Origin of the sequence: Bradyrhizobium sp. BWA-3-5 (assembly GCF_032917985.1) — a bacterium.
In the GTDB taxonomy this organism is placed as follows: domain Bacteria; phylum Pseudomonadota; class Alphaproteobacteria; order Rhizobiales; family Xanthobacteraceae; genus Bradyrhizobium.
In genome coordinates this window covers 7,678,260-7,690,479 of sequence record NZ_CP136626.1, presented here as the reverse complement: position 1 = coordinate 7,690,479, position 12,220 = coordinate 7,678,260, and the positions used below count along the sequence as shown (strand labels likewise).

Below are 12,220 nucleotides of genomic sequence, written 5' to 3'. Positions count from 1 at the left end.
AAGAGGGTTGATTGGAGCGGCAGCGTCTCGACAAATGGCTGTGGCATGCGCGGGTGGTGAAGGCCCGCACCTCCGCTGCCGCGCTCGTCGAGGCCGGCCATGTCCGCATCAACGGCGTGCGCGAGAAGGCGCCGGGACACTCGGTGAAGGTCGGCGATGTCCTCACCATCGGGCTCGATCGCGGCGTGCGCATCCTCAAGGTGGTGGCTTTTTCCGAGCGGCGGGGCGATGCGGTAGCCGCGCGCGTGCTCTATGACGAATTGCACAGCGGCAAGCCGTAACTATCTGCAAAAGGCTGGCACGGAAGGCTGAAATTGGGCCGTCAAAGGCCCGCTGCTTCCCTTGCGGCAGCGCACTGCATGCGCTACGCAAACCCCGGAAATCTGATCCGTTTCGCTGCCTTGTTCGGAGCCTTATTCGGAGCGCTGGATGACTTACGTCGTCACTGAAGCCTGTATCAAATGCAAATATACCGACTGCGTTGAGGTCTGCCCCGTCGACTGCTTCTACGAGGGCGAGAACATGCTGGTCATCCATCCCGACGAATGCATCGATTGTGGCGTCTGCGAACCCGAGTGCCCGGCCGACGCCATCAAGCCCGATACCGAGCCGGGCCTGGAGAAGTGGCTCGAGGTCAACACCGAGTACGCCAAGAGCTGGCCCAACATCACCCAGAAGAAGGAAGCGCCGGCGGACGCGAAAGAATTCGAGGGTGTCGAAGGCAAGTTCGAGAAATATTTTTCCAAGGAGCCCGGCGCCGGCGACTAAAGGCTGTGGATAAGTTAAGGGCTCATTGAGCCTGTTTTCGGCCCCAATCTGAACCGAACCAGCTTGTCGGATTTAACCCTGTTACCGGGCTTATGGCGGAAACGGCCCCGTAAAGGCCCGGAACCGGCCGTAAACCATTGATTTTTGCGGAAAATGTGCTATATTAGGCACATTACAAGCCGATCCCGGCCATGTGTATCCTGTGGCCCCGGTGGGTTCCCGTAAAAACATCGAACAGGGGCGTGGCAGTTCCGCGCGCAGGCTGTGTCACAGAAAACGCGTAAAAAGAGTGCTTCCAAGAACGTTAAAAAAGCCGCTCCGGCCAGCCGCAGCGCAACCAAGGGCCGTGCCAAGGCGCCCATGAAGGACGCCAGGAAGGTTTCGGCTGCAAAGTCCTCCAAGAACAAAAGAAGCGCGATGCCAGAAAAGACTGCCAAGACCGCCGCGAAAGCGACGGGTTCGAAGACCACTGCTGCGAAAGTTGCTGCCAAGGCTCCCTTGAACAAGGCTCCCGCAAAGACCGCTGTGAAGGCCGCTGCTCCGAAGGCTGCTGTTACGAAGGCCCCTGCCCACAAGCCGGCCGCCCCTGCGCCGCGCGTCGAGGAGCCGAAGAAGGTCGTGACCCAGCGTCAGGGCTTCAAGGCCAATGAATTCGTGGTCTACCCGGCTCACGGCGTCGGCCAGATCCTGGCGATCGAGGAGCAGGAGATCGCGGGCGCCAAGCTCGAGCTGTTCGTGATCAATTTCATGAAGGACAAGATGACGCTTCGCGTGCCGACCGCCAAGGTCGCCAATGTCGGCATGCGCAAGCTGTCCGAGCCGGCGCTGGTCAAGAAGGCGCTGGAGACCCTGAAGGGCCGTGCCCGGGTCAAGCGCACCATGTGGTCGCGCCGGGCGCAGGAGTACGAAGCAAAGATCAATTCGGGCGACATCGTCGCGATCGCCGAAGTGGTCCGCGACCTCTATCGCTCCGAATCGCAGCCCGAGCAGTCCTACTCGGAACGCCAGCTTTATGAAGCGGCGCTCGATCGCCTGTCGCGCGAAATCGCTGTCGTCCAGCATTCGACGGAGACCGAGGCGGTCAAGGAAATCGAAAGCCAGCTCGCCAAGAGCCCGCGCCGCGGCGCCAAGGCTGAGGCGACCGAAGCTGACGCTGAAGCCGACGAGGCGGATGTCGATGCCGACGGTGACGATGCAGCCGTGGCGGACGAAGCCGCCTGAAAGGCTCTCGATCAATGAAATCAAAAGCCCGGTCGAAAGACCGGGCTTTTTGTTTGCACTGATGCGCGTGCCACGGCGGACGCGGCGGTTCCCGATCCCTCAGGGCATCGCCGTGATCGGCCGCAACAAGAGAACCACGCTCGTCACCAGCGTGCAGAAGCTGCTCGACAGGATGAAAAGCAAAAAGTTTTCCATGCGGCGTCTCCCCTTATGTCAGGTAGGTGACGTCTGAGCCGGCGATTCTGTTCCGGCCATTTGCAATTTGCGTAGCTGATTTGCCGCGGGAGACATTCGGGCGATGGCCTGCAATCGAGGCGCGCGACCATAGAACCAAGGCCCGAGTTCCATTTCAATTTCTCAGCGCGGAAAGGACGAGTTTTCGACCTCTTGTAACCCGAATCGAAGGAGATGGTCCCCGCCGCATCCATCTACCGCAAGGGGGATCCGATGAAAGGCCAGTACGTCTTCTTCGCCGTTCTGATGACAGCTCTGTCGGCTGCGCTTCTTCCGATCGGCGCGCCGGCTGCGCAGGTCAAGGAATGCAGTGCTCGCGTGCCCGCCAAGGCGCAAGGACATTGGTCGTGGCGCCTGATCGATGGCCGCAAATGCTGGTACGCCGGCAAGATCGTGATTCCGAAATCAGCATTGCGCTGGCCTGCCACGACGCCGGCGCAAGCCAAGGCTCCCGCGCCCGCTGCGCAAGCCAAAGCCACCGAGGCGATAACCGTCGGTGTCGTGACAGAGAAGCGCAGCGATCCACTGAACGCGCGGGCGCAGATGACCGATGATGCCGACAGTTTTGAATCGCGGTGGCAGGCGCGCGCCCGTGGGCTCTGAGCGAAGAACCTTGTCGCCCGTCCGGCGTTGATTTCGCCGGGCAGCTTGTTCGAGACCAGGTTTCCGATAAGGGAACTTCTGGCGCGCTGATGCGTTGACACTGATGACTTATGAAAACCGAACCGTACCGCCGCGCTCTCGCGAGGAGCGAGCCGCGCTGATGGAAAAACGCCGCGAGGATGCCGAGCAGGCGCTGATTGAGCGCAAGAAGGCCGACGACGCCTTCCGGGCCAATTTCGAGCGGCTCAAGGCCGAGCGTCTCGCGCGCGAGGCTGCAGATAATTCTTGATGGACGGTTTGGCGGCCGCCGTCATTGCGCGGAATTCGCGATAAAATTGCGCGGCAATTTTGCGCTGACGCGACGAAGCAATTCACCGATCCCAGCGTTGGGGCGTGGATTGCTTCCGCCTTCGCTCTTCGAGCTACGTCGGATAAGTCGCCGCGCTCGCAATGACATGGATAGGTCGAGGCGGACTCGTGGTCGCCAAGCGTCTTTCAAGTGTCTTTCCTCTCGGCACGTTCTCTGATCCAGTGACCTTCGCGGCCACCTTTCGGATGCAGCATGATGATGCCTGAATCGGGCGTTAAGGCTGTCCCATGATCTTCTGGATGGTGAGTGCGGTTGGATTGGCGATCGCCTACCTCTTCGGCGCGACGCCCACGGGCTATCTGGCGGGAAAGCTGCTCAGGGGCATCGATATAAGGGAGCATGGCTCCAGATCCACCGGCGCAACAAACGTGTTGCGCACCTTGGGGAAATGGCCCGCGCTGGCGGTGCTCTTGATCGACGTGCTGAAGGGCGTGGCGGCGGTCATCTTTGCCCGCTGGTTCTACGCCTGGCTCTCAACATGGCCGCCGGCCGCGCCACTGGTGGCGCTCGATCAGCAAACCCTTGTGCCGTGGGCCGTGTGCCTTGCTGGATTGGCCGCATTGTTGGGGCATGGCCGTTCGGTTTGGCTGAATTTTACAGGCGGAAAATCCGCCGCGACGGGGCTCGGTGTGTTGCTGGCGATGTCCTACCCGGTGGGTCTGGGTGCCGCAGCGGTCTTCGGCGTTGCGCTGGCCGTCTTCCGAATTGTTTCGCTGAGCTCGATGCTGGCGGCGCTGGCTGCAACTGCCCTCGTCTTGTTCCTGGAGCAGCCCTTGCCCTACCGGTTACTGGTGATCGCGGGCGGCGTCTATGTGGTTGTACGCCATCGCGCCAACATTCAGCGGCTCCTGGCCGGGACAGAGCCGAGCCTTGGGCAAAGCAGTCCGGAAGCGAAAGCGGCACCACAAACCTAGCGCGTGCACGGAAGGACGATTGAGCAACGACGATTGATAACACCGGGGCTTCCGAAATCGATCGGCGCGTGGTACGGCCCGGGCTCAATCCACTACGATCTTGACGCGGTCGCGCGGCTTGACCTGGGCGTGCTGGTCGAGGCCGTTGAGGATACGGAAGCGCTCGGCGGGACGATCGACGCCGGTCATGCGATGGGAGAGCGATTCCACGGTGTCGCCGGGCTGCGCCGTGATCACCTTGATGCGCAGCGGGCGCGCGGCCTGGATTTCTTCTAGCGTCAGGCGGCGGAACGAGTTGACGGTCTCGCGCGCATTGCGCTCGCTTTCGGTGTTGCGCTGCTTGGCGGCGAAGATGAAGCGGTAGACGTCGCTGCCGTAGCGCAGCGCGAAGACCTTGAACTGCCACTGATCGCCGTTCGCGGAGGCCGAAGCCACCGGAAAGCCGTTGATCATGAGGTCTTCGGTCGAGCCCTTGTCGACGCCTTCCATCCAGCCGGAATTGAGGTAGTCGGCAAGCGACTGTTCGGCCGGCACGCGCACCACGTCGAAGCGCATCGCCTGCGTGCCGCCTTCACGCACCCCGATCACGGCCTGCGCGGTGTTATCAAGCGTGAACGTCTCGGGCGCCTGGAAGGTGAAGCCGAGCTTCGGATGCAGGAAGCGGCGGCCGCGCACAAAGCCTTCGCTGGGGTCCTCGCCATAGACGATGTTGTCGATCGCGGCGAGATAGGTCTCCCGGTCGCGCTCGCCGCCCTGCGGGGAAGTGTATTGCCGGGCGCTGGCCTGCGCATTCTGCACGCGCTCGGGGGTGGCCGGATGCGAGGACAGGAAATCCTGCGTGCGCGGATCAAGCGAGGTCTTGCCGGCCTTCAGCGCCGCGTTGCGCTCCATCGCGGCGAGGAAGCGCGAGGCGCCATAGGGATCGAAATGGGCCTTGGCCGAAATGCCGACGCCGATGCCGTCGGCCTCGAATTCCTGCTGCCGCGAGAAGCTCGCCATCGTCAGCTTGGTCTTCGCCAGCGCCAGCGCCGTCAGATCCGGATCATTGCTCATGTCGGTGACGACACGCGTCACCACCGCAGCCTGCCGCGCCTGGTCTTCGCGGATCGAGGCGTGCTTGGCCAGCACATGCGCCATTTCGTGGCTCAGTACCGAGGACAGTTCCGAGGTGTCGCTGGCGAGCGCGATCAGGCCGCGCGTCACATAGAGTTGGCCGGTCGGCAGCGCGAAGGCGTTGACGGCGCCGGAATTGAGGATCGTCACCCGGTAGGCCTGGTCGGGCCGGTCGGAGGCCGCCACCAGGCGGTCGACAGTCTTGCCGATCAGGGTGGCGAGCCTCGGATCGTCGTAGGCGCCGCCATAGGAGGCCAGGATGCGCTCGTGCTCGCGCTCGCTCGCCGGTGTCTGTGCAACGATGCGGGACGGCTTCGGCGCCGGCACGGTCGGTGCGGCGGTTTCGATTTTTCCCAGATTTCCACAGGCGGAAAGCGTCAGCGCGGCGCAGACAAGCGCCGGCGCAGCCAGAAGTCGGCAGCCCGTGTTTCCTTCGCGCCGTCCTGCACGATGCGTCAAATCAGCCACTAAGATCACGCCCCCACCGGAACCGCAATCTCATCCCTGTTTCGCGCCTGATCCTAAGCGAAAACCGGTGCCCAGTCTTCGGATCAAGCGCTATTTCCCGCCCAGCACCTCGATCTGCCCCACCCGGAGCAACTCAATCCGTGGTCCTCCCCGCGACGAGACAACGCCGCGAACACGAATCCTTTTATTTTCAAGCGACTTAGGTCCAAGGCCGGCTCCCTCAAACGCCGGAATGATGCGCCTTGGAATAGTCGCAGCAAAGTCCCGTGTCCAGTTTCGACCGAAATTCAGATAGGTGATTGCCCCCGCCTGTCGAACGGACAGTACTCTGCCTTCGACCACCGTAAAGTGCCCAATCGCGGCCAGAATATCGCCCGGACTTTCCGTGTTTTTTATGGCCGCGGTTTCGGCCCAGATGCCCAATTTGGCGTCCTTGGCCGTTTGTTCCGCTGCTGCCAGCGCTGCGGCGCAATTTTTCTCGGCTGTGTCACTCGAAATCATCGCTTCGCCGCGGCGGAGCAGCTCCGTTTGCACCGAGTGTTCCGAGTCGGCGACGAAGACGAAAGCCGTCTGGCGGCCGTAGCGGTCCGGCGTGTCGTCCTCGCCATGGAGAATCACCTCGCGGCCCGCGACGAGGGCCGACAATGCCGCCCTGGCACTTGCCCGGTCGGTTCCCGTCCGCTCGATGCCGGCGAGGCGGATTTCGCGGCCGTCGTCGAGCCGGAAGCTGCGCGCGTCGACGATAGTGGCGACGCGGCCTTCGCCCTGCCGCTCCAGCGCACAATCGGCGGCGTCAGCGCGCCCGATGCACGCCAGCAGCTGAAGCGATACGACGCTTGCCGGACGCCAGGCGGCGCCGCGCAATATCGAACGGGCCATAGCGCTGCTCACTGTCTCGCCTGTTCCAGTATGCTTGATCGGAAACCGTGTTGCTACCTTAGATAGCTGAGCAGGGGGAGACAATGGAAGTCAACGGCATCGCGCATATTTTTCTCACCGCCTCGAATTTCGAACGGTCCCGCGATTTTTATCGCAAGCTGCTGCCGTTTCTCGGCCTCAAACCTGTCATCGAGACCGAGACGACCTATTACTGCGTCGGCGGCCGCACCGCGGTCGGCATCAGCGCGCCGTCGGCGGAGCATGCGGGCGCCGCGTTCGAGCAGAAGCGCGTCGGCCTGCACCACCTCTGCTTCCGCGCCCGCGAGCGCGCCGACGTCGACGAACTGCATGCCTTCCTTTTGACGCTCGGCGCCAAAATCATCCGCGCACCGCGCGAGGACCAGTGGGCGCCGGGATATTATTCTGTTCTGTTCGAGGATCCCGATGGCATCCGGCTCGAGCTCAACTACGTGCCGGGGAAGGGGTTGCTGGCGTAGCCGCTCTTCCCATCCTACGGACTGTGCCAACGTTCAGCGCTCAGCGTCCCGCAGTGTACAGGATGGACGCAGCGAAGCCATACCCATCATGTTGCGCATGGAGGATGATAAGTTGCGCTCTTCGCGCACGGCGGCACATCGTTTTGCCTACAACACCAAGCAATGAATTCATGAGCGCGCAATGCTGCTTGTTACAAATCGGCTGCGCACCCCGATCGAGTTGTCCCCATCATGTGATGCGCTGCTTGGTAGCGAGCACCGTAGCAGAGCACCGCCTTGAGTACGAAAGCGCGCGCTAACCCGGCGAAGAATGTCTGCATCAGAGCGTGCCATGTCCGAGATATTGAGATAACGTTTCGCTGCCGCGGCCCTCAATTCGGCCTGCTGTCAACCACACACTCGGGTGGATACAATGCAGCAGATTGCGGACTGGCTCGAGAAGCTGGGGATCGGGCAATACGCGAAGCGTTTTGCCGAGAATGGAATCGATATCAGTGTCCTTCCCGACTTGAAGGACGAGGACTTCGACAGGCTTGGAGTCCTGCTCGGCCATCGCCGCAAGATGCTGCGGGCGATCGCCGAACTTGGCCGGGATGAAGCAGCCGCGGCTCGTCGGCACAATGCCGAGCGACGGCATCTCACCGTGATGTTCTGCGACCTGGTCGGATCGACGGCGCTCTCGGCGCGCCTCGATCCCGAGGACATGTGGGAAGTGATCCGGGTCTATCGCGCCGCCTGCGCCAAGGTGATCGCCGCTTACGACGGCATGATAGCCCGGTTCGTCGGCGACGGCATTCTCGCCTATTTCGGCTACCCCCGCGCCCACGAGGATGATGCGGAGCGCGCTGTGCGCGCCGGCCTCGAGATCATTCCGGCGATGAAGCAACTCGAAACGCATGCCCAAGGACTGATCGAGGTGCGGATCGCCATCGCGACCGGGCTCGTGGTGGTAGGCGACCTCACCAGTGGAGGCACGTCGGAGGAGCAGGCGATGGTCGGCGACACACCGAACATCGCTGCCCGGCTGCAGAGCCTGGCGGAGCCGGGAGCAGTCGTGGTTGCGGCTTCGACCCGGCAACTCCTTGGTGATCTCTTCACCTTTCAGAACCTCGGACAGCGCGAGGTCAAAGGCATTTCGGAGCCGATCTCGGTGTGGGCGGTCCAAGGTGCGGCCGCGTCCGAGAGCCGTTTCGAGGCGGTGCGGACGATGCGATCCGTCGGCTTTGTCGGGCGCAAGGCGGAGACCGAGTTCGTGCTGTCCCGACAGCAGCTGGCGTGGCAGGGCGAAGGGCAGGTGGTGCTGATTTCCGGTGAAGCCGGGATCGGTAAATCACGGCTGGTGGCGACCCTGTCCGAGAGCGCCGCGTTGGGGGCTCCGCTGCGGCTGCGCTATCAATGTTCGCCCTACCACTCGAACAGTGCGCTTCATCCCTTCATCGCTCAGCTCGAACGCGCTGCCGGGATCGAGCTGCAGGACAGCCCTGAGCAAAAGCTCGACAAGATCGAGGCAATGCTTGCGCTTGGAACGCAGGAGGTGGCCAGCGTAACGCCGCTCATTGCCGCGCTTCTCTCGATACCGACCGGAGAACGCTACGCACCTTTGGCTTTAAGTCCGGTGCAGCAGCGGCGACAGACCTTTGCGGCTCTGCTCGACCAGTTCGAGGGCTTGGCACGGCGGCAGCCGCTGCTGATCGTCTGCGAGGACATGCATTGGGCAGATGCGACGACGCTCGAGCTGTTCGATCTTGCCGTCGATCGCATCAGGCGATTGCCGGTGCTCGCGCTCGCGACATTCCGGCCCGAGTTCGAGCCGCCTTGGGCCGGGCTCACCAATGTCAACCTGCTGCGGCTGGACCGGCTCGATCGGCAGGACACGCGCGCGCTGGTCGAGCAGGTGGCGGTCGGCCGGCAGCTGCCGAAAGAAATGATGACGCAGATCATCGACAAGACGGATGGCGTCCCGCTGTTTGTCGAAGAATTGACCAAAATGGTGCTGGAGTCGGGACTGCTTACCGAAGAGGCGGGGCGCTACCATCTCGACAGTCCGCTGCCGCCGCTGGCCATTCCCGAGACCCTGCAGGATTCGCTGATGGCGCGGCTTGACCGGCTCGCGCCGGTCAAGGAAGTGGCACAGATCGGGGCCGCCATTGGTCGCGAATTCTCCTACACGCTGCTGCGATCCGTAGCAGGGCGCGATGATCTGACGCTGAACGCGGCGCTGGCGCAACTCGAAGAAGCCGAGCTGCTGATGCGCCAGGGGACGCCGCCGGAGGCGACCTACACCTTCAAACATGCACTGGTTCAGGAAACCGCTTATGAGAGTCTGCTCAAGAGCCGGCGGCAACTGCTCCACAAGCACATTGGCGAGGTTTTGCGCGATGCATTTCCGGTCATCGCGGAGGCGGAGCCGGAAGTCCTTGCGTTCCACTTTACCCAAGCCGGATTGAGCGAAGCCGCCCTTCAATGGTGGCGCACCGCCGGCCAGCAGGCTTTGAGACGCTCCGCCTATACCGAGGCGATCGCGCATTTCGGCGAGGCCATTGCCATTGCAGATGGTCTGCCGCACGAGCCCAGCCGGACCATGAGCCGGCTGCAGCTTCAAATCGCCTATGGCCGCGCGCTCCGGGGCGGCCTTGGGCACAGCGCGCCCGAAACAGTGGCCGCATGGAAGCGAGCCCAACGGCTCGCGGCTGATATCGATGATCCGGTTGAACTGGCGCCGATTCATTCCGGCCTGTTCAATGCGTGCCTCACTCACGGCGAGCTTGCGCCGATGCGTGACTTGGCGGACGCGATCGCGATCGCGGCCAAGCGGCGCCCGGGATCACCCGTGGCTGCCGTCATGGCTCATTGGTCAACCGGCGTAACGTGCTGGTTCGCAGGCAATTACCTGAATGCTCAACTGCATCTCGAGCGCGCCCTGGCAACCTATGAGGCCGAACCAAATCCGGCGACCTTCAAGGCGTCGGCGCTGGACCTGCCCTTCGTCATCATGAGGTTTCTTGCTTTGGTGCTTTGGCCGCTCGGCAGGATCGATCGATCGCGCCGGCTCGCGGCTGAGGCGGTGCGTGCCACGGGAGAAACGCGAGCGCTCTCGCAAGCCAACGCGCTGGTTCACAAAGCCGTCTTTGACGGGCTCTGTGGCGGCATGCTGCAGGAAACGGAGACGATCCTGGCGCTCGCGCTCGCCCGCGATCATACGATGCCGCTGTATGTGGCTGCCGGCGGCTACCTGAATGGCCTGGCCAAGTGGCGCGCCGGCGACCGGACAGATGGGCTTGCGGAAATGCGCCGGGGCTGGACATCGCTTCGCGAAAACGACTGCTATCTTTGCGAACCATTTTGGGGAATGCAGGTTGCCGTGGCGGAAGCAGAAGCCGGCGAGATCGAGGCCGGACTGGAGATCCTGCGGGAGCTGATCGCCTGGACGAAGCAATCCGGGCAGCATTGGCTCGACGCCGAACTTCATCGCAGCCAGGGTGAGCTGTTGCTGCGGCTTGACCCGCCCGATATCCCGATGGCCGAAGACGCGTTCAGCCGCGCGCTCGACATTGCCCGCACGCAACAGACGAAGACGTTCGAACTACGGAGCGCAGTTCGACTTGCGCAGCTCTACCGTGCATGCGGCCGCGAGGGCGCGGTCTCCGCAGTGCTCGCGCCAATCCTCGTCCATTTTGATTCGGAGGAAAATCTCCCCGAAATCAGGGAAGCGGAAAGTCTGCTCAAGCATGGGTTAGGAGCTCAGCTGGGCATGTGTCTTCCTGACCGGCATTCCGCTTAGCGGAAAACGCGAGCCTCGCTGTTCGCGCCTTGCCGCTGCGGACCCCATGCGGCATGATCGCGGCGAAAATTCCGGAAGCTGCAGCCAATGCGGCGCGTGAAGAAGGAGGACTCCGTGAAGAGAGTAGCAGCAGGCATTACCGCCGCCGTGCTGGCGATGTCGGGGAGCGCCGCGATGGCGCAGGGCAAGCCGCCGCTCAAGCTCGGCGGCATTTTGGACATGTCCGGGCTCTACGCCGATATCACCGGGCCAGGCTCGGAGACCGCGGCGAAGATGGCGGTGGAGGATTTCGGTGGCGAGGTGCTGGGCCGCAAGGTGGAGATCGTCGCCGCCGACCATCTCAATAAGGCCGATCTTGCCGCCAGCATCGCGCGCGACATGCTCGACAACCAGGGTGTCGAGATGCTGTACGATGTCGCGGCTTCCGCCACCGCGCTCGCCGCTGGCGAGATCGCCAAAGCGCGCAACAAGATCGTGATGTATAGCGGCCCGGCCTCGATCCGGCTCAGCAACGAGGCCTGCGGCCCCTATACCGTGCATTACTCCTACGACACTTTTGCGCAGGCCAACGTCACCGGGCTTGCCACCGTTAAGTCGGGTTTCGATACCTGGTTCTTTCTGACCGCCGACTATGCCTTCGGCCAGGACCTGGAAAAGGACACCAGCAATGTGGTGGTGAAGGCGGGCGGCAAGGTGCTCGGCAGCGTCAAGCATCCGCTCAACACGTCGGACTTCTCCTCGTTCCTGCTGCAGGCGCAGAGTTCGAAGGCCAAGGTGGTGGGTCTTGCCAATGCCGGCGGCGACACCATCAACGCGATCAAGCAGGCGGCGGAATTCGGCCTGACCAGGAGCGGCGGGCAAAAACTGTCGCCGCTGCTTGCTTTCGTGACCGATATCGACAGCGTTGGCCTTGAGACCGCGCAGGGCCTGCTGCTGGCGGAAGCGTTCTACTGGGACCTCAACGATGACACCCGCGCATTCTCAAAACGCTTCCAGGAGCGCGTCAAGCGGCCGCCGACCGCGGCGCAGGCCAGCGTCTATTCGTCCGTGCTGCATTATTTGAAGGCCGTGAAGGCCGCCAACACCACGGACGCGGCCGCCGTCATGAAGATGATGAAGGAGACGCCGGTCAACGACATGTTTGCCAAAAACGGCAAGATCCGTGATGACGGCCGCATGGTGCACGACATGTATCTGTTCGAGGTCAAGAAGCCGTCGGAGTCGAAGGCGCGCTGGGATTATTACAAGCTGCTGGCGACCATCCCCGGCAACGAGGCGTTCCAGCCGCTGGAGGCGTCGCGGTGTCCGCTGGTGAAGAAATAAATTGGAGGCATTGCCGCTTCCCCGTCATTGCGAGCCACCGGGTCGGGCG

12 protein-coding genes are annotated in these 12,220 nt (G+C 62.8%); 10 read left to right on the top strand and 2 right to left on the bottom strand.

The features are described 5' to 3' along the window. Positions 1-11: 11 nt before the first annotated feature. The 7 genes from RX331_RS36925 (at position 12) to plsY (ending at position 4,110) form a co-directional block, all read left to right on the top strand. Complete coding sequence (locus RX331_RS36925; protein WP_317254469.1) at positions 12-281, top strand: RNA-binding S4 domain-containing protein; 270 nt, start codon at positions 12-14, stop codon at positions 279-281. A gap of 148 nt (positions 282-429) precedes the next feature. Continuing rightward, a complete protein-coding gene (gene fdxA / locus RX331_RS36920; protein WP_283030876.1) occupies positions 430-768 on the top strand; it encodes a ferredoxin FdxA in 339 nt (112 codons plus the stop codon). Between the two features lie 417 nt (positions 769-1,185). Then, a complete protein-coding gene (locus tag RX331_RS36915; protein WP_317254468.1) occupies positions 1,186-1,989 on the top strand; it encodes a CarD family transcriptional regulator in 804 nt (267 codons plus the stop codon). Continuing rightward, entirely contained in the window at positions 1,946-2,221 is a 276-nt protein-coding gene (locus RX331_RS36910) for a hypothetical protein (RefSeq protein WP_317254467.1), read from the top strand. The genes RX331_RS36915 and RX331_RS36910 overlap by 44 nt, the downstream gene beginning before the upstream one ends. A gap of 215 nt (positions 2,222-2,436) precedes the next feature. Beyond that, positions 2,437-2,826, top strand: a complete 390-nt coding sequence (locus RX331_RS36905; protein WP_317254466.1) for a hypothetical protein — start codon at positions 2,437-2,439, stop codon at positions 2,824-2,826. A gap of 160 nt (positions 2,827-2,986) precedes the next feature. Then, the gene (locus RX331_RS36900; protein WP_317254465.1) at positions 2,987-3,115 is read left to right on the top strand and encodes a hypothetical protein; all 129 of its coding nucleotides are present in this window, start codon (positions 2,987-2,989) and stop codon (positions 3,113-3,115) included. Positions 3,116-3,423: 308 nt separating this feature from the next. Continuing rightward, complete coding sequence (gene plsY / locus RX331_RS36895; protein WP_317254464.1) at positions 3,424-4,110, top strand: glycerol-3-phosphate 1-O-acyltransferase PlsY; 687 nt, start codon at positions 3,424-3,426, stop codon at positions 4,108-4,110. A gap of 84 nt (positions 4,111-4,194) precedes the next feature. On the opposite strand, the gene RX331_RS36890 is transcribed toward plsY, so the two are convergent. Continuing rightward, positions 4,195-5,682: a M48 family metalloprotease gene (locus RX331_RS36890; protein ID WP_410708350.1), complete on the bottom strand. Its 1,488-nt coding sequence runs from the start codon at positions 5,680-5,682 to the stop codon at positions 4,195-4,197. Positions 5,683-5,781: 99 nt separating this feature from the next. After that, on the bottom strand, positions 5,782-6,570 hold the full coding sequence (locus RX331_RS36885) for a thermonuclease family protein (RefSeq protein ID WP_317254463.1): 789 nt from the start codon (positions 6,568-6,570) through the stop codon (positions 5,782-5,784). A gap of 83 nt (positions 6,571-6,653) precedes the next feature. Here RX331_RS36885 and RX331_RS36880 point away from each other — a divergent pair, with 83 nt between their 5' ends. From RX331_RS36880 to RX331_RS36870, 3 genes are all read left to right on the top strand, one after another. Beyond that, on the top strand, positions 6,654-7,067 hold the full coding sequence (locus tag RX331_RS36880) for a VOC family protein (RefSeq protein WP_317254462.1): 414 nt from the start codon (positions 6,654-6,656) through the stop codon (positions 7,065-7,067). 412 nt (positions 7,068-7,479) lie between these two features. Then, on the top strand, positions 7,480-10,848 hold the full coding sequence (locus tag RX331_RS36875; RefSeq protein WP_317254461.1) for an adenylate/guanylate cyclase domain-containing protein: 3,369 nt from the start codon (positions 7,480-7,482) through the stop codon (positions 10,846-10,848). Between the two features lie 156 nt (positions 10,849-11,004). Next, a complete protein-coding gene (locus RX331_RS36870) occupies positions 11,005-12,171 on the top strand; it encodes an ABC transporter substrate-binding protein (protein WP_410708349.1) in 1,167 nt (388 codons plus the stop codon). The last annotated feature ends 49 nt before the right edge of the window (positions 12,172-12,220 follow it).